Source organism: Dermacoccus sp. 147Ba (assembly GCF_004151355.1).
In the GTDB taxonomy this organism is placed as follows: Bacteria; Actinomycetota; Actinomycetes; order Actinomycetales; family Dermatophilaceae; genus Dermacoccus; species Dermacoccus abyssi.
In genome coordinates this window covers 256426-274225 of record NZ_SEHL01000003.1, presented here as the reverse complement: position 1 = coordinate 274225, position 17800 = coordinate 256426, and the positions used below count along the sequence as shown (strand labels likewise).

Sequence of the window (17800 nt, the reverse complement as noted above, 5' to 3'; positions counted from 1 at the left end):
GCGCGGTTGTCGGAGGCTCGCGTTAGTGTCGCGACGTGGCCCTCATCCTGCATCGTCGTGACGATCCCACGGCCCTCGCCGACCAGCTCGCGCAGCTGCTCGCCGAGGCACCGCTCGACGTGTTCGCCCGCGAGCTCGTCGTCGCTCCCTCGGCCGGCGTCGAACGCTGGCTGACGCAGCGGCTCTCGCACCGCCTCGGCGCCACGCTCGGTGACGACGGCGTCTGCGCGGGGATCGACGTGCGCACACCGCACACCTTCATCTCGCTCCTGTTGGGGCGGGAGAACGACGATCCGTGGCACCCCGACCGCCTCGCGTGGGCGGTGCTCGCAGCCATGGACGAGTGCGTCTCACGCTCGGGCTTCGAGGCTCTGGCGCGGCATCTCGGTGCCGATGCGGTGCGGGCGGGTGAGGATCCGTGGTGGCACCGTGCCCGGCAGTCGCGCCGTTACGCGGTGGCGCGCCGTGTGGCCGGCCTGTTCGCCCGGTATGCCGACGACCGCCCCGAGCTCATGCGTGCTTGGGAGGCGGGCCGCGAGAACGACCTCGTCGATCCTGATCTCGCGTGGCAGGCCCCGCTGTGGCGCACCGTGGTCGAGCGCGTCCTGGCATGTGGCAGCGCCGACGCCTCCCCCGTCCAGCGCCTCGACCGCACCCTCGCCGATCTGCGGGCGGGCACGGCGCCGAGCGACCTGCCGGAACGCGTCTCCTTCTTCGGCTACACGCGCATGCCGGCCGCCATGCTCGACCTGCTCGAGGCCCTCGGGCAGGTGTGCGATGTCCACGTGTGGCTGCCGCACCCGAGCCCGGCCCTCTGGGCCGCGCTGGCCGAGAACCGGCAGGGCATCGTCGCCCGCCGAGATGATGCGAGCGCCGAGGCGGCCGCGCATCCGCTGCTCGCCACGTTGGGCCGTGACATCCGTGAGGTCGAGGCGGCTCTGCTCGCACGCAGTGTCGTCGATGCCACCGATTCTGGCGGTGGGGAGAGTCGCGACGCCTCTCGGGCGACGCCGACCCGCCTCGCCCTCATGCAGGACGACATCCGCGCCGACCGAGCGCCGTCGTCGGTGCCGAGCGTGCCCGAAGACGATCGCTCGGTGCAGATCCACGTGTGCCACGGCGCTGCCCGTCAGGTCGAAGCACTGCGCGAGACGCTCCTGTGGCTCGTGAGCGCCGAGGGCGGCAATCTCGAGCCGCGCGACATCGTCGTCATGTGCCCCGACGTGGAAACGTACGCACCGCTCATCAAGGCCACGTTCGCGGCCGTCGACGAGCACGACCACCACCCCGGCCGGCGTCTACGCGTGCAACTGGCGGACCGCGCCGTTTCGGCCACCAACCCGCTGGCCGAAGCCGCGCAGCGTCTCGTCGAACTCGTGACGAGCCGCGTCACCGCCTCGCAGGTGCTCGACTTCGCGGGGCTCCCCGCGGTGGCCGAGAAGTTCGGCTTCGACACCGACGCGCTCGAACGCATCGCCCGGTGGGTCCGCACGACGGAGGCTCGCTGGGGTCTCGATGCCCAGCATCGCGGCGAGTACAGCCTTGGCGGCCTCGAGAACAACACCTGGGCGCAGGCCCTCGACCGGCTGGCCCTGGGCGTCGCCATGAGCGCTGACACGGACGCGGCGGCGTCGCAATTCGTCCCGGTCGACGATCTCGGAAGCTCCGACATCGCCGTCGCCGAGGCCTTCGTCGCCCTCCTCACGAAGGTGAGCGAAGCGGCGTGGGAGATCCGCCGCGTGAGCGCCGTCGACCCCGCCCTGCCGCGGGCGAGCTTCACTCCCGAGGAGTGGTTCGCGTGGCTGCGGCGCAACGTGCTCGCCGTCGCTGCACCCGCTCGTGACATGGCCTGGCAGCGCGCCGAGTTCGAACGCGAACTGTCGTTCCTCGAAACCGGCTCCGTATCGGGTGCCGCGCTTCGCATCACCGATGTCCGCGTCATGCTGGAGCAGCGCTGGGGTCCGCGCCGCACGCGCAGCAACTTCCGCAACGGGGCCGTCAGTGTCTGCACGCTCACGCCCATGCGCTCGGTGCCGCACAAGGCCGTCGTCCTGCTCGGTCTCGACGACGACACGTTCCCGCGCGCTCAGGTCGTCGACGGCGACGACGTGCTGGCCCGCCACCCACTCGTCGGCGAACGCGATGCCCGCAGTGAGGACCGGCAGCTCCTGCTCGACGCCCTCATGGCGGCACAGCATCACTTCATCGCGTTCTACTCCGGCTTCGACGAGCGTGACGGCACCCGCCGCCCACCGGCCGTCCCGCTGCAGGAGATCATCTCGGCGGCCGCTCGGACCGGCACGGGCGAATCCCCTGCCCAGAACACGGCCCAGAGTGCGGACGAGGGGGCGCCGTTCGAGCACCTGCACCCCCTTCAGGCGTTCGACGAACGCAACTTCGTCGAGGCCTCCCCCCTGCCCGGCGGTTCCTACGACGCCGCCGCGCTCCAGGGAGCCCGGGCCCTGCGCGAGTTCCACGCCGACCCTCTGCCCCGCCCGGCGTTGCTCTCCGAACCGCTCGCGCCCGCACCCCCGACCGACGTCACACTCGACGACCTCACGTCGTTCCTCGAGAACCCTGCACGCACCTTCCTGCGCTCGCGCCTGCAGATCGGCGTCACCTACGAGGCCGAGGAAGTCGAGGACGGTCTACCGATCCAACTCGATCCCCTTGAAAAGTGGGCCGTCGGTGACCGCGTTCTGCGCCAGGTGCTCTCCGGCCGAGCTCTGGATCGTGCGCTGGCCGACGAGAGGCGCCGAGGCAGTCTGCCTCCGGACCTTCTCAAGGCGGGCCGCGACGACGCGGCCACCATCGAGAGGCAGGTGCGTGGCGTTCTCGAGGGTCTCCCCCCGGGCGACCGCACGTCGCACGACATCCACCTCGATCTCGCCCTGCCGCCGAGCGCCGAGGGCGCGCCCAGCACCTCGGTGCGTCTCACCGGTGTGGTGCCGGGGGTCATCGGCGACGAGATCCAGGTGGTCAACTACGGCAGCGTCAACGCCCGGCACCTCGCTTCGGGGTGGGTCAAAGTGCTCGCCCTGGCCGCCTGCTTCCCCGACCGAACCTGGCGGGCTGCGGTTCGCGGAAGGAGCGGCTCGTGCGTTCTCACAGTCGACTCGGCCGAAGCGCGCGAGAGCCTCGTCTCACTCGTCCTCAACCGCGGCTACGGGCTGCGCGCTCCGTTACCGGTCCCGGCCAAGACCGGCCTTGCGTACGTGGAGGGCTACCGTGCCGCGATGCGCAGCGCCAACCCGAACGAGGCGAAGGCCGTGGAGCGCGGCCTCATGAAGGCTCGTCGGGAGTGGGAGAGCAGCTACGAGTACACCCGGGAAGACGCCAACGAGTGGTGGAGCCGTGTCTTCGAGGGGCGAGCCAGCCTCGCTCGCCTGGACGCGCAGGGGCGCTTCACGCTGCTGGCGCCGCGCCTGTGGGGCCCCATCGTCGACCACCGTCAGGAGCTCTCGTCATGAGCGGATACCAGCCCGCGCTGCCCGACACCGTGCCGAACGTCATGCAGCCGTTCAGCATCACCGCTCCCATCCCGGAGGGCACCACACTCATCGAAGCCAGCGCCGGCACGGGCAAGACGTGGACCCTCGCCGCGCTCGTCACCCGGCTCGTGGCCGAGGAGGAACTCCCCCTCGACGAGCTTCTCGTCGTCACGTTCTCGCGCGCCGCGAGCCAGGAACTGCGTGAACGCGTCCGCGGCCAGCTCGAGGACACGCTGCACCGCCTCGGCGCACCAGCCGGCGATGACGACGACGAACTCGTCACGGCGCTGCGCGGCGGCGGCGCCGAGGCGGTGGATCAGCGCCGGGCCCGTCTGGCCCGAGCGCTCGCAACGTTCGACTCCGCCACCATCGCGACGATCCACCAGTTCTGCCATTACGTGCTCAAGAGTCTGGGCGTCGCGGGCGACTCGGACCCGTACGCCACGCTCGTCGAGGACACCGAGACCCTGCGCCAGGAGGTGGTCGACGACGTCTTCCTCCGGTTCAGCAAGGAAGCGAACTTCACCCTCGACTACGAGGAAACACAGAAATACGCGAAGGCCACGCTGGACAACAGCACCGCAGAGATCGGCCCGGTTCCGCCGCCGGCGCACCTCGAGACCGCGATCGCCTTCAGCCGTGCCGTGCGGGAGGAGTACGCACGCCGCAAGCGCCGCGGCGGCATCCTCGAGTACGACGACCTGCTCTCCCAGCTGCGCTCGGCGCTCAACGACGAGAATTCCCCCGCACGTGATCGCATGAGGGAGCGCTGGAGCGTCGTCCTCGTCGACGAGTTCCAGGACACCGACCCGGTCCAGTGGGAGGTCTTCTCCCGCGCATTCGGCGAGAAGGGCCGCTCACTCATCCTCGTCGGCGACCCGAAACAGGCCATCTACGCCTTCCGCGGTGGCGACGTACAGACATACCTGTCGGCAGCGAAAACGGCCGTCAACTCCTTCACGCTGCCGACGAACTACCGCAGCGACGCTCCGCTCGTCGAGAGCCTGCAGACACTGATGGCTGGTGTCCAGCTCTCACCCGGCATCGTGACGCACCGCGTCGACGCGGCCCAGCACACCTCACGCCTCGGCGGACAGCCAGGGCAGGCTGACGCCCCCGTCGAACTGCGCTGGGTTCCCGAGTCCGGGCTGGCCGTCGGGCTGGCCCGCTCCATCGTCCTACGCGACGTCGCAGCGAGGGCCGCGCAGCTTCTCGCCGGGGAAACGACGTTCGACGGTGAGCCCCTCGCTCCCCATCACTTGGCCGTCCTGTGCCGTACCAACAATCAGCTCGTCGAAGTGCGCGAGTACCTGCGCGAGTTGGGCATTCCGGCGGTCATGATGTCGAGCGAGTCGGTACTGCGAAGCTCCGCCGGCCGGTGGTGGCTCGAACTGCTCATGGCACTCGAGCAGCCGCACCGCCCCGAGCGGGTCAGGGCCGCCTGCCTCACGCCGCTCGTCGGGTGGTCCGCCGAGCGCCTCGACGCGATCGACGACTCGGGCGTCGACGAGGCAGCCGAACTCGTCGCCATGTTGCTGGCGCGGTTCCATTCCGGCGGCGTTCCTGGCATCGTCGACGCGCTACGTGCGCGCGGCATGCTCGCCCGCCTCCTGCGCCGCACCGGCGGAGAACGCGACGTCACCGACATCGAACACTGCGCCCAGTTGCTCGCGGCCCGGCAGATGTCGGCCCAGGCAGGCATCTCCTCGCTCGTCGCCTGGCTGCAGGAGCAGAGCGCACAGGACGCCAAAGCAACCGCCGACGCACGCATCATGCGCCTCGACTCCGACGCCCTCGCCGTCACGTTGTCGACCATCCACAGCAGCAAGGGTCTGCAATACCCCATCGTTCTGGCCCCGACGCTGTGGGACCGGCACGACCAGCCGACCAAGACTCCGGGGGTCGTGCACCGCAACAACCGCCGGGAGCTGTCCTTCGACCCCGCGACGGTGAACGCTCCCGAGGCCACGGAGGAGAACACCGGGGAGGAGATGCGTCTGGCGTACGTCGCGATGACGCGGGCGCAGAGCGGCCTCGTCCTGTGGTGGGCCGGCACGAAGCAGAACACGTCCAAGAGCGCCCTGCACCGGTTGCTCTTCGGGCAGGCCAACGGCCCCGAGGCCCTCGATGCGCTCCTTCAGGAGCGCGCCGACGGAGCATCCGAGAAGTGGCTCACCACCACGGAACAGAACGGCACCCCCAAGGTGGACCGGGTACGCGAGGTCTTTGCCGCTTGGGCGAAGCACGGCGCGTTCACCGTCCATGAAATCGACCCCAACACCGTTCCTCCGCACATCACGGTCAGGCGGGGTGACGCGCGGCTTGCGGTGAACACCTTCGACGACGCGGACGTCGATCGCGCCTGGCGCCGTACGTCCTACTCGGCGCTCTCCGCCGCCGGTGAGGCCGCCGACGAACTCGCCGCCCTCGGTGATGTGACAAGCGAACCCGAGCACCTCGCCGTCCGCCTCGACGAGGACGCCGACGTCGAACTCGCGACGCCGCCGTCCCCGGACATGCCGGGCAGCGAGATCTCCTCCCCCATGGCGAATCAGCCGATGGGCGCGACGTTCGGTTCCCTCGTCCACGGCGTGCTCGAGGAGGCTGACTTCCAGGCCGCGGACCTGCGCGACGAGCTGCGGGCCCACATCCTCGAGCAGCAGATGCGCTGGCCCGCGGATGTCGAGGTCGAGTCACTCGCCGACGCCCTCGTCGCCGTCATGCACACGCCCTTCGGCCCCCTGGCCGACGACGTGACGCTGCGGGACATCGTCTCCACCGATCGACTGCCCGAGATGGACTTCGAGCTCCCTCTCTCCGGCGGCGAGGAGCCCCACCCGTCATCGACGTTGCGCGCTTTCGCTCCGCTCCTGCGCGAGCACCTCGACGAAGGCGACCCCCTGCGCACCTATGCGGATCAGCTCGATACCTCGGCACTCGGCGATGAGCTCCTGCGCGGCTACCTCACGGGTTCGATCGATCTCACCTTCCGTCATGGTGGCCGCTACTTCGTCGTCGACTACAAGACCAACCGACTCGGCGATGTCGACGCGGCGCTGACGCTGGCCGACTACGCGCCGTCGCGGCTCGTCGAGGCGATGAACCACTCGTCGTATCCGCTGCAGGCGATCCTGTACTCCGTCGTGCTGCACCGCTACCTGCGTTGGCGGCTGCCCGGCTACAACCCCGACGAGCATCTCGGAGGCGTGATGTACCTCTACGTCCGTGGCATGGCCGGCCCCGACACGCCGCGCGAGAACGGCACGCCGTGCGGAGTCTTCACCTGGCGGCCGCCGGCGACACTCGTCGTCGCGCTGTCCGACGCCGTCGACGGGGTACGGGCAGGTGGTGTCCGATGACCGACACGCAGCTGCCGACCACACCCGGCGAGCGTTCCGCAGAGCCGGGCGGCGACACACCGAACGGCACTCCGCTCGAAACGCTCAGGGCGGCGGCGTTCGTCACCGAGGGCGATGCCCTTGTCGCGAGCCGCGTCGCCCGGCTCGTCGACGCGCCGACCGACACGTGGCAGATCGCCACGCTCGCGCTGACCGTGCGCGCCGTGCGCGAGGGCTCCAGCGCGCTCGCACTCGACGAAATCGGCCGCCTCACACCCGAACGGGACCGTTCGCTCGACGACGACACCGAGGCACCGACCATCACGCTCGCCGACATCGTCGCGCCACCGTCGTCGCACCAGCTGGCAGACGACCTGCGCACCGGTCCCCTCGTCGGGCAGGGTGTCGTGCACCTCGAGTACGGCTTGGCGTACCTCGATCGCTACTACCGCGACGAGGTGATCGTCGCCGGTCTCCTGCGCTCACGTGGTGTTGCGCCCGTCGACGACGACGCTCTCCGGCGCGCAGGTGCGGCTCTCGAAGGGGGCGCCCTCGACGACGCCCAACGCGCCGCAGTGGACTCGGCACTCACGTCCGCAACGACAGTCCTCACCGGTGGTCCCGGCATGGGTAAGACCTACACGGTCGCTGCAATGCTCGTGGCCGCCCGAGCAGCCCTCGGCGACACGACACGCATCGCACTCGCTGCCCCCACGGGCAAGGCCGCGGCACGCATGGCCGAATCGCTGCGCGAAGCGGACGTGCTCGCCGACAACGACGCGCTCACGCTCCACCGGTTGCTCGGCTACGACCGCACGAACTCCCAACGGTTCGTCCACGGTCGGGGCAACCCGCTCCCGCACGATGTCGTCGTCGTGGACGAGGCGTCGATGATCTCGCTCAGCCTCATGGCACGCCTGCTCGAAGCGCTCGGGCCGAACACGCGCCTCGTGCTCGTCGGCGACCCGGACCAGCTCGCGAGCGTCGAGGCGGGTTCCGTGCTCGGCGACCTCGTCGCCGGGCTCGACACCGGAGTGATCCGGCTCGCCACGCACCACCGCCTCACGCAGGGTCGCGCAGCGGTGGCGGAGGCCTTCGCGCAGCCGACCGGCGACCATCCCGACGGCGGCGAAGGAACTGTCCCGCCGTCCTCGGAGCGTGTGCTCGCAGCCATCGACAGCCCGGACGACGGCGTCGAGTTCCTCGAGACCGACGCCCCCGACCTCACGATGCTGCCTCACCTCGTCGAGGCCGCTTCCCGGCTGCGCGAGGTCGCGGCCACGGGCAACGCAGAGGCGGCTGTCGCGCAGCTTCGCGCAAGTCGGCTCCTCGCGGCGCACCGCACCGGGCCGTTCGGTGTGGCGCGGTGGAACCGTCTCATCGAGAACGCCCTCGCCGAGCGGTTCCCCGACGTCACGCCGTACGCCATGTACGTGGGGCGCCCGGTCATCGTGACGAAGAACGACCGCGCCCTCGGGCTCTTCAACGGCGACAGCGGCGTCATCATCCGCCAGGGCACCGCGCTCGTGGCCGCGATGGAAACCGCCTCCGGCGTGCGCACGTTCTCGCCGTGGCGCCTGGGCGACCTCGAGACGATGCACGCCATGACCGTGCACAAGGCCCAGGGAAGCCAGGCCGAGCACGTCACCGTCATCGTGCCGCCGGTCGGCTCGCGCCTGCTCACCCGCGAGATGCTCTACACGGCTCTCACCCGAGCGACAGAGCGCCTCACCGTCGTCGGCACGCGTGAGGCCGTCGAACTCGCTGTGGAGACGCCGATCCTGCGCGCCTCCGGGCTGCGTCACCGTCTGCGCGAGCAGGACGGCTGAGGCCGCAGCGTGAACACCCCCGTCGGCCGGTTCGGGCGGCGTGATCGAATGAGGTCGCGCCCCGAAACCGGAGCGACGGGGTGATGAAGGGACGGGCTTCGTGAGCAACGAGGACGAGACACGCAAGGGCACGCTCTACGGCTTCCTCGCGTACCTCGCGTGGGGCATGTTCCCGCTCTACTTCCACGCCCTCATCCCTGCCGGGCCGTGGGAGATCCTCGCCCACCGCATCCTGTGGACGCTCCTGCTGTGCGTCGTCCTGCTCGGCGTCACACGTCATCTCGGCTTCCTCAGGAGCCTGTTCGGCGATCTCAAACGCCTCGGCGCCATCTCGATCGCAGCGGTGCTCATCGCGATCAACTGGGTCGTCTACGTCCTCGCCGTGACGACGGGACACGTCACCGAAGCCGCGCTCGGCTACTTCCTCAACCCGCTCGTCACCGTCATGCTGGGGGTGCTCGTGCTCGGCGAGAAGCTACGTCGGATGCAGTGGCTCGCCGTAGCCATCGGCGTCATCGCCTGCGTGTACCTCGCCGTCGACTACGGCAGCCCGCCGTGGATCTCCGTCGGCCTCGCCCTCAGCTTCGCGGCGTACGGGCTGATGAAGAAGCGTGTCGGCGGGCGCCTCACGGCGCTCGAGGGGCTCACCGCAGAAACGGTCGTCCTCGCTCCGTTCGCGGCCGTCATGCTCGTGTGGCTCGGCGCCACGGGGCGCAGCACGTGGTCCGGTAACGGCTCGTGGCACCCCGTGCTGCTCGCCCTGTCGGGCGTCGCCACCGCCATCCCGCTGCTGCTCTTCGCCGCCGCAGCGCGCCGTATCCCACTCTCGACGATCGGGCTCCTGCAGTTCATGACGCCGGTCATACAGCTGCTGTGCGGCGTGCTCGTGCTCGGCGAGACGATGAGCGCCGGACGCTGGGTGGGCTTCGGCCTCGTCTGGATCGCCCTCGTCGTCCTCACGGCTGACTCCCTCGCGCAAGCCCGGCGAACCCGGCGAGCGTGCCGCGCGACGGCCCTGGAGACGTCAGCGGCCGCCCCCACCTAGACCGAGGTCGAGGCGGGGCCGGCCGGAGAACCTGAGGTCAGCGTCAGGCGCCGAGCACCTGGTCGAGGTAGGCGTTCGTGAAGACCCGCTGCGGGTCGAAGCGCTCGCGCAGCGCCACGAAGTCGTCGAACTTCGGGTAGACGGTGCGCAGGTACTCAGCGTCGTAGTCGTGCATCTTGCCCCAGTGCGGGCGCGCCTCGTGAGCGCGCGCCATGTCCCAGAAGTACTTGAAGTACGTCCGGTGGTCGGCCTTCACGTAGTGGTGGATGGCGATGTAGCAGCTCTCGCGGCCGTAGGCGGTCGACATCCAGCGGTCGTCGCCGGCCGTCCAGCGCACCTCGACGGGGAAGGCGACAGGCTCGTTGGTGCGCTCCACCCAGGCCTGAAGATCACGCAGGATCGACTCGGCCGCCTCGACCGGCACAGCCATCTCCGACTCGCGGAAACGCACGGTGCGCGGTGAGGCGTAGACGCTGTGGCTGACGTCGCTGAACTCTCGCGCCGAGAGGGCCCGCGCCGAGACGTTGTTGATGCGGCGCGTGAGGTTCGGGCGAGCGACGCTCAGGCGGCAGATCGCGTCGAAGAGCGTGTTGGAGAGGAACTCGTCGTCGAGCTTGTGGCGCCACTGCGCCAACGGCTTCGTCGGGGCATCGCCGGCGCCGCGCGTGTTCCGCTTCGTCATCACCTTGTCGGTGTGCGGGAACCAGTAGAACTCGTAGTGATCGGTCTCGGCGAGGGTCGCGGGGAGCACGGCGAGTTCCTCGGTCATCGTCGAGGGACGCTCGACGGCCGAGAGGGTGAACGCGGGCACGCACTGCAGCTCCACCTCGGTGAGCACACCGAGTGCTCCGAGCGTGACGCCGAGCGCCGGCACGAGGTCGCTGTTCTCTCCGCCCTCGCTCCAGCGCAGCACGTCGCCGGTGCCGGTGACCATCTCGCCGCCGACGACAGTGCCGCCGAAGCCGGTCCACGCGAGGCCCGTGCCGTGCGTCGAGGTGGAGACGGCGCCGGAGATCGTCTGACGGTCGATGTCGCCCATGTTCGCGAGCGCGAGGCCGCGGTCGGCGAGCAGGTTGACGAGCTCGTACAGGTGGGTGCCCGCCTTGACGCGCACGCGGTTCGTCGCTTCGTCGACCGAGACGATGCCCGACATCGCGTCGAGACGCACCTGGGTGTCGACCGGCTGCGCGATGGGAGTGAACGAGTGGCCGGCACCGACGGGGCGAACCTTGCGTCCAGCCGCAGTACTCTCACGCACGAGCTCCGCCGTCGCGGCAGTATCGCTCGGCGAGACGACGCGTGACGGCGTCGCCGTGACGTTGCCCGCCCAGTTGCTCCACTCAGCCAAAGTTCTTGCCCTCCCCTCGATACGTGGGCACCGTCTCGATGACGCGCCCACCCTCCACGACGTGAACGGTGTCGAAACGCTCGCACGCCTCGCCCGCCTTGGTGTGGCGGAACCAGACGTTGTCGCCGATCGCGAGCCCACGCGTTCCGGGGCCACGCAACGGGGTCTGCACCTCGCCCGGGCCCTCCTGACCGAAATAGCGCAACCCCTCGGGCCACACCGGGGTGGGCATACGCGACGAGTTACCGACACCGGAGGCGAGGTAGCCGCCGCTGAACGTGACGACGACGGATTCTGACGGACGCCGCACGACCGGCGAGACGAAGTAAGCGGCCGCCTTGGTGGTCAGATCGCGGTAGTTGTCGAAGAACGTCGAGGTGAACAGTCCGGAGCCCACAGCGATGTCGGTGACGACACCGTCGTTTCCGGTCAGGTGCACCGAGCCGGTTCCGCCACCGTTGACGAACTCGAGGTCGGTGTATTGCTCGACGGCCCGACGCACCGCACCGCGACGCACCTCCAGCTCCTGCACGGAGCGGCGCTTGATGAGTCGGTGCACGGGGGTGGCGTCGGCGACGCCGGCCACCTGGGCCTCGTACATCATGATGCCGACGAGGCGCACACCCTCGGTCTCGGAGGCGAGGCGCGCGAATTCTCCGGCCTCTTCGGCGGTGTGCACCGACGATCGGTGGACGCCGAGTGAGAGGCGTCCGATCCGCAGGGACGCGTCGACGTCGAGGCTCACACGCAACTCGCACCCGTGCTCGCGTCCGATCCGCCCGATCATCTCGAGGTGCTCGGGAAGGTCCACCATGAACGTGATCTCGCGGCGGGCGGTGTCGTTCTGCGCAACCATCGCCATCGTCGCCACGTCAACACTCGGGTAGGCGATGACGACGTCGTGGGCGCCGTTCTCGACGAGCCAGAGCGCCTCGGCCGCCGAGTAGACGAGCAGACCGCAGACCCCGTCCTGCTCGAGGCCCCATTCGAGGATCGAGCGCACGCGCACCGACTTGCTCGCGAGCCGGAGCGGCACACCGTCGGCGGCGCGACGCAACTTCTCGAAGTTCTCACGGAGCACGCCTTGATCGACGACGAACTGCGGCCCCTCACCTGCATCGATGGGGGCGTCGAACACGGAGGTCATGTCTGGGTCATCGCGAGAATCTCTGCAAAGCTGTCGAGAACCTCGAGGGCCTTCTCGTCATCCCCGTCCGCGAGCCACGCGAGAGCGACGCCGTCCGTCATGGCAACAGTCATCCGGGCGATGACATCGGCGGGCAGACCGAGTTCGGCCTCCCCCTTCTTCTGGAACAGTTCGACGAAGCCGCGCACGACCTCGTATTTGTTCGCGAAGATGCGTTGCGCGAGCTGCGGACCCGGAGCCTCCTGGCGCACGAGGTAGGCCACCAGTTCGTAGACCAGGCGCTGCCGCTCGGTCTGGGCACCACTCAAGGTCCAGTAGTACCGGAAGGCTTGCTTGATGGCGTCGACGGGGGTGGCGCCGTCGGGCAGGTCGAACTCGGCTACGTCGACCTCACGCTGAAGGAGGGTCTCGACGACTGCTTCGAGCAGGGCCCGCTTGTTGTCGAAGCAGTAGTGCACCGTTCCGAGCGAGACACCCGCCTCCGTCGCGATGCGCCGCACCGTCGTGTTGTCGAGGCCGTCACGGAGCGCGATGCGGATGGCAGCGTCGATGAGCTGCGTCCTGCGCGTGTCGATGTCCAACCGAGGCATGCTTGCGACCCTACTCCCTCATGAGGACGCGTGACCCGACGAAAGAAACCCATTCATCTTTCAACTATCGGACTGCGTGACGCGTCTCGCGGGTTCAGGCGGAACGCGACGCGACGCTCATCGGTAGCGCCTTGAGAGCCGTCTGCGCGTCACCTTCGCCCAACTCGTCGATGAGCGCAGCCGCCTCACGAGCCAGCGAGGCAGTGTGCTCACGTGCCTTGTCGATCGCGGGGTGACGACGCAACAGCTCAAGGGCTTCGGCGTGCTCGGCGTCATCGACCAACGGGCGCGCGAGGAGCTCCTTGAGCCGCTCGTCGGCCGGGTCGTTCGAGGCGTTGACGTAGAACGTCGGCAGGGTCGCCACGCCTTCGCGCAGATCGGTGCCGGGCATTTTGCCCAGCGTCTCGGCGTCGCTCGTGATGTCGATGATGTCGTCGGAGAGCTGGAAGACGAGGCCGACGAGTTCGCCGTATCGGCCGAGCAGGTCGATGACGCGCGCGTCGCAGCCGGAGAACATGGCGCCGTACTGCGCGGCGGCCGCGATGAGCACACCGGTCTTGTCGGCGAGCACACGCAGGTAATAGGCCATGGGGTCTTCGCCGTCAGGAGCCTGACGCTCGTCCTCGATCTGGCCTGCACACAGGCGGACGAAGGTACGCGCCTGCAGGAGCACGGCCTCGGAGCCGAGGTGAGCGACGAGCTCGGAGGCCTTGCCGAACAGCAGGTCACCGACGAGGATCGCCGTCGAGTTGCCGTAGACCGAGTTGGCGCTCGGCACCCCGCGACGCAGGTCGGATTCGTCCATGACGTCGTCGTGGTACAGCGAGGCGAGGTGCGTCAGTTCGACAGCGGCGGCGGCATCGACCACCTCGTTGCTCGCGCCCGTGCCGAGTTCGGCGGTGAGCAACGTGAGCAGCGGGCGAAAACGCTTGCCCCCGGCGTCGACGAGGTGGTGACACGCCTCCTTGACGAGCGGGCTGTCGTGATCGACGACCTCGTCGAGGCGGTCGTTGACGCGCACGAGACCGTCGGCGAGGCGCTGCGTCAGTTCGTCCGACGCCTCGGGCACGACCGCAGCGGCAGGGGATGTCATCGGTTCACTCTTTCGTCGTCGCTCACGCGCTGGGCGTGATGCGCGTCAGGGCGCTGTACAGGCGGTCGGTGGTGCTCGTGCCCTTCGGGTCGGCGAGGTTCGCCATGACCCGGACGACGAGCTTCATGAGGTCTTCCCGCGGCAAACCGTATGTCACGGCGAGCTTCATCAGCTGCGGGTTGCCGATGATCGTGGCGAAGTGACGCCCCAGGGTGAAGTACCCACCGAGGGCGTCCTTCATCACCTTGGGGTAGGTCTCGAGGACGCGTTCGCGGGCAGCGTCGTCATGGCGGCCACGGGTGAAGGCACTCGCGACGACCTCGCTTCCGAGGCGTGCGGCCTCCATGGCGTAGGCGATGCCTTCGCCGTTGAACGGGTTGACCATGCCGCCCGAGTCACCGACGAGCATGAGGCCGTCCGCATAGTGCGGCGTCCGGTTGAAACCCATGGGCAAGGCTGCGCCGCGCAGGTCGCCGACGAGCGTCTCGTCGGTGAAGGTCCATTCGGCCGGCATCTGCGCGGCCCAGCGCTTGAGCACCTCGCGGTAGTCGGTGCGCCCGAACGCCTTGGAGGTGTTGAGGATGCCGAGACCGACGTTCGAGGTGCCGTCGCCGACGCCGAAGATCCAGCCGTAGCCCGGGAGCAGGACCTCGCGCCCGTGCTCGTCACGTCCGGGCAGCTCGAGCCAGCTCTCGAGGTAGTCGTCGTGCGTGCGGGGGCTCGTGTAGTAGCCGCGCACTGCGACGCCCATGGGGCGGTCCTCGCGCTTCTCGCGCCCGACGGCGAGCGCCAAGCGGCTCGAGTTGCCGTCAGCCGCGACGACGAGCGGGGCGCGGTAGGTGGCCGTATCCCCCGTGGCACGGCCGTCCTCACCGAGGAGCTTGGCCCTGACACCGACGACCTGCGAGCCCTCGCGCAGCGGCTCGGTGACATTGACACCCTGCAGGAGACGGGCACCCTTGCTCACCGCGTGACGCGCGAGGATGTCGTCGAAGTCCTGGCGGGTGCGCACGAGGCCGTAAGTCGGGAAGCCGGACGCCTCGGGCCAGTCGACCTGCAACCGCATACCGCGGCCCACGAGGCGCAGCCCCTTGTTGCGGATCCACCCCTCGCTCTCGGGGGTCGGAATGCCGAGCAGGTCGAGTTCCTTGACGGCGCGCGGCGTGAGGCCGTCACCGCAGACCTTCTCGCGTGGGAAGCGCGTCTTCTCCAGGAGCAGGACGTCGAGGCCCGCGTCCGCGAGGTACGCGGCCATCGTCGAACCGCCGGGGCCGGCGCCGACGACGATGACGTCGGCGCGCTCGGATGCGTCTGCGCTGTTCACACGGGTGCCCGGCGTGAGGTTCGAGGTGTCGCTCACGCCGCCCCGCCCTTGGACTTCGGCTGGTTCTTCTGTCCCTTCGCCGCCGCAGGCTTCACCGCGCGGTGAAGCGCGACGATGCCACCCGAGAGATTGCGCCACTCGACGTCGCCCCAGCCTGCTGCCTTGATGCGCGTGGCGAGTTCGCGCTGCGCCGGCCAGGCCTGAATGGACTCGGCGAGATAGACGTAGCTCTCCGGGTTGGAGCTGACGGCGCGCGCCACCGGCGGGAGCGCCTGCATGAGGTACTCGCCGTAGATCTTGCGGAAGGCACCGTTCGTCGGCTGGCTGAACTCGCAGATGAGGAGGGTGCCACCGGGCTTCGTCACGCGGGCGTACTCGGCGAGGGCGCCGTCGACATCGACGACGTTGCGCAGGCCGAAGCTCATCGTCACCGCGTCGAACGAGGCGTCGGCGAACGGCAGCTTCGTCGCGTCCGCGGCGGTGAAGGCCATGTCGGCGCGGCGCTTCTTGCCCTCACGCAGCATGCCGAGGCTGAAGTCGGCGGGCACGACGTGCGCTCCCGCGGCTTCGAAGGGCTCGGACGACGTGCCGGTTCCGGCGGCGATGTCGAGCACGACCTGACCGGGCCGGGGAGCCAGCGCCTTGAGCACCTGCTTGCGCCAGCGACGGTCCTGACCGAGGGAGAGCACGTCGTTCATGAGGTCGTAGCGTGCCGCCACGTCGTCGAACATGCGCGCCACGTCGGAGGGTCGCTTGTCCAGGCCTGCTCGATTCATGCCTGCATTCTCGCACCCGTCACCGCCTGGGCCGAAGCGCGCCTTAGGCTGGTCCATTGTGAACGAAGCCCGTCCCGCCGCCACGCCGCGTCTGCGCGTACGCACGTACGAGCTCACCGACCCCGGTGACCTCGTCGGCCTCATCCCCGCAGGGCGCCCCGCGGAGGACGTCATGTCCTGGGTTCGGCGCGAGGAAGGGCTCGTGGGCTGGGGACGCGCGGCAGCCGTTTCCACCTCCGGCGACGCTCGCTTCGCCGACGCCGAGGAGTGGTGGGACGCCCTCGTCGCCGCAGCCGACGTCGTCGACGAGGTGGAACGACCGGGCACCGGCCTCGTCGGCTTCGGCTCGTTCAGCTTCCGCAACTCCTCCGACGAAGGCGCTGCGCTCGTCGTACCGGAGATGATCGTCGGTCGGCGTGACGGCCACGCGTGGCTGACGACGATCAACCGCACCACCGACCAGTTGCCGGAGGTGAAGCCCGCCGAGGCACCCACCGGCGTGGAGCGGACTGACGGTGCGCTGTCGCCGGCGCAGTGGCGCGGCGCTGTCGGAGACGCCATCGAGTACATCCGCGCCGGACGTATCGACAAGGTCGTCCTCGCGCGCGACGAGATCCACACCGCCGACGCCGACATCGACCCGCGCTGGCTCCTCGCCCGCCTGTCCACCGCCTACCGCGACACGTGGGCGTTCGCCGTCGACGGGCTCGTCGGTGGCACGCCGGAGCTGCTCGTGCGCTCGGACAAGGGCCTCGTCACCTCGCGTGTGCTCGCCGGAACGATCCGGCGCACCGGTTCCGACGATCACGACCTGGCTCTCGCGGCGAGCCTCGCGCGCAGTTCGAAGGACCTCGTCGAGCACGAATTCGCCGTGCGTTCGGTGGAGGCCGCGCTGCGGCCGCACTGCTCCTCGATGAACGTGCCCGACGCCCCCTTCGTGCTGCACCTGCCGAACGTCATGCACCTCGCGACGGACGTCTCCGGGGCTCTCACCGACGGCGCGTCGTCGCTCACGCTCGCGGCGTCACTGCACCCCTCGGCTGCCGTCTGCGGTACGCCGACGCGCGAGGCCGCCCTCGTCATCGACGAGCTGGAACACATGGACCGCGGCCGGTACGCCGGGCCCGTCGGGTGGATCGACGCGCGCGGTGACGGCGAGTGGGGCATTGCCCTGCGCAGCGGCCAGATCGACATCGAGAACCCGTGCCGCATCCGCCTGTTCGCCGGCTGCGGCATCGTCGAGGGCTCGGATCCGGTGAGCGAGGTGGCCGAGTCGGTCGCCAAACTCGCACCGATGCGCGAAGCGCTGCGCTGATCGCCGCTACCGTCGAGGGATGAAGCAACTCCTCGTCATCACACACGCCCCGACGCCCGCCACCGTTGCGTTGCGCGACGCCGTGCTCGCGGGTGCGAGCGATCCCGAGTTCTTCGCCGGCGAGGTCGACGTGCACGCCGTGGCAGCCCTCGAGGCCACCGATCCGCAGCTCTACCTCGACGCCGACGGCTACCTCTTCGGCACGCCCGTGAACTTCGGCTACATCTCGGGCGCACTCAAGCACAGCTTCGACTCGACGTACGACGACCTGCTCGAGGAGGTGGCGCGCCGCCCCTTCTCCTACTGGGTTCACGGACGCAGCGACACCACCGGCGCGCGTCGTGCCCTCGACGCCATCACCACCGGGCTCGACCTTCGTCTGGTCGCCGAACCGTACGAACGCCTCGGCGAACTGAGCGACGTCGACCTCGCCGAGGCCCGCGAGTTCGGCGCCACCGTCGCCGCCAACCTCATCGCCTGACGCACACCGAGCGCGTCCGGACC

Annotated in this window: 12 protein-coding genes; 6 read left to right on the top strand and 6 right to left on the bottom strand. The window is 69.5% G+C overall.

The window, feature by feature from the left end; all coding sequences use genetic code 11:
• Positions 1 to 35 precede the first annotated feature (35 nt).
• The 4 genes from recC (at position 36) to rarD (ending at position 9703) form a co-directional block, all read left to right on the top strand.
• Positions 36 to 3470, top strand: coding sequence for an exodeoxyribonuclease V subunit gamma (gene recC, locus EVU97_RS05705; protein WP_129664235.1), 3435 nt, complete (start codon positions 36 to 38; stop codon positions 3468 to 3470).
• Positions 3467 to 6850 (top strand): UvrD-helicase domain-containing protein, encoded by a 3384-nt coding sequence (locus EVU97_RS05700; RefSeq protein WP_205744862.1) that lies wholly within the window; start codon positions 3467 to 3469, stop codon positions 6848 to 6850. Before recC ends, EVU97_RS05700 begins: the two co-directional genes overlap by 4 nt.
• Positions 6847 to 8658, top strand: a complete 1812-nt coding sequence (locus EVU97_RS05695; protein WP_129664233.1) for an AAA family ATPase — start codon at positions 6847 to 6849, stop codon at positions 8656 to 8658. The genes EVU97_RS05700 and EVU97_RS05695 overlap by 4 nt, the downstream gene beginning before the upstream one ends.
• Before the next feature lie 100 nt (positions 8659 to 8758).
• Positions 8759 to 9703, top strand: a complete 945-nt coding sequence (rarD, locus tag EVU97_RS05690) for an EamA family transporter RarD (protein WP_129664231.1) — start codon at positions 8759 to 8761, stop codon at positions 9701 to 9703.
• A gap of 43 nt (positions 9704 to 9746) precedes the next feature.
• Here rarD and EVU97_RS05685 read toward each other — a convergent pair whose 3' ends face one another.
• The 6 genes from EVU97_RS05685 to EVU97_RS05660 form a co-directional block, all read right to left on the bottom strand.
• On the bottom strand, positions 9747 to 11051 hold the full coding sequence (locus EVU97_RS05685) for a D-arabinono-1,4-lactone oxidase (protein WP_129664229.1): 1305 nt from the start codon (positions 11049 to 11051) through the stop codon (positions 9747 to 9749).
• Positions 11044 to 12198 carry an alanine racemase gene (locus EVU97_RS05680; protein WP_129664227.1) on the bottom strand — a complete coding sequence of 385 codons (1155 nt, stop codon included), beginning with the start codon at positions 12196 to 12198 and terminating at the stop codon, positions 11044 to 11046. Before EVU97_RS05680 ends, EVU97_RS05685 begins: the two co-directional genes overlap by 8 nt.
• The gene (locus EVU97_RS05675; RefSeq protein ID WP_129664225.1) at positions 12195 to 12788 is read right to left on the bottom strand and encodes a TetR/AcrR family transcriptional regulator; all 594 of its coding nucleotides are present in this window, start codon (positions 12786 to 12788) and stop codon (positions 12195 to 12197) included. The genes EVU97_RS05680 and EVU97_RS05675 overlap by 4 nt, the downstream gene beginning before the upstream one ends.
• 94 nt (positions 12789 to 12882) lie before the next feature.
• The gene (locus EVU97_RS05670; protein WP_129664223.1) at positions 12883 to 13881 is read right to left on the bottom strand and encodes a polyprenyl synthetase family protein; all 999 of its coding nucleotides are present in this window, start codon (positions 13879 to 13881) and stop codon (positions 12883 to 12885) included.
• 22 nt (positions 13882 to 13903) lie between these two features.
• Positions 13904 to 15241 (bottom strand): geranylgeranyl reductase family protein, encoded by a 1338-nt coding sequence (locus EVU97_RS05665; protein ID WP_129664221.1) that lies wholly within the window; start codon positions 15239 to 15241, stop codon positions 13904 to 13906.
• Complete coding sequence (locus EVU97_RS05660) at positions 15238 to 15981, bottom strand: demethylmenaquinone methyltransferase (RefSeq protein ID WP_047310441.1); 744 nt, start codon at positions 15979 to 15981, stop codon at positions 15238 to 15240. The genes EVU97_RS05665 and EVU97_RS05660 overlap by 4 nt, the downstream gene beginning before the upstream one ends.
• A 58-nt stretch (positions 15982 to 16039) precedes the next feature.
• On the opposite strand from EVU97_RS05660, the gene EVU97_RS05655 reads away from it, so the two are divergent.
• Together EVU97_RS05655 and EVU97_RS05650 are read left to right on the top strand one after the other, a co-directional pair.
• Positions 16040 to 17296, top strand: a complete 1257-nt coding sequence (locus EVU97_RS05655) for an isochorismate synthase MenF (RefSeq protein ID WP_240730142.1) — start codon at positions 16040 to 16042, stop codon at positions 17294 to 17296.
• Positions 17297 to 17315: 19 nt separating this feature from the next.
• Positions 17316 to 17777 (top strand): flavodoxin family protein, encoded by a 462-nt coding sequence (locus EVU97_RS05650; protein ID WP_129664217.1) that lies wholly within the window; start codon positions 17316 to 17318, stop codon positions 17775 to 17777.
• The last annotated feature ends 23 nt before the right edge of the window (positions 17778 to 17800 follow it).

What these genes read in the sequence shown, in the direction of transcription:
- EVU97_RS05700 (WP_205744862.1), top strand. Translation starts at nt 3,467, where the DNA reads ATGAGCGGATACCAGCCCGCGCTGCCCGACACCGTGCCGAACGTCATG.
- EVU97_RS05695 (WP_129664233.1), top strand. Translation starts at nt 6,847, where the DNA reads ATGACCGACACGCAGCTGCCGACCACACCCGGCGAGCGTTCCGCAGAG.
- EVU97_RS05680 (WP_129664227.1), bottom strand. Translation starts at nt 12,198, where the DNA reads ATGACCTCCGTGTTCGACGCCCCCATCGATGCAGGTGAGGGGCCGCAG.
- EVU97_RS05675 (WP_129664225.1), bottom strand. Translation starts at nt 12,788, where the DNA reads ATGCCTCGGTTGGACATCGACACGCGCAGGACGCAGCTCATCGACGCT.
- EVU97_RS05670 (WP_129664223.1), bottom strand. Translation starts at nt 13,881, where the DNA reads ATGACATCCCCTGCCGCTGCGGTCGTGCCCGAGGCGTCGGACGAACTG.
- EVU97_RS05660 (WP_047310441.1), bottom strand. Translation starts at nt 15,981, where the DNA reads ATGAATCGAGCAGGCCTGGACAAGCGACCCTCCGACGTGGCGCGCATG.
- EVU97_RS05650 (WP_129664217.1), top strand. Translation starts at nt 17,316, where the DNA reads ATGAAGCAACTCCTCGTCATCACACACGCCCCGACGCCCGCCACCGTT.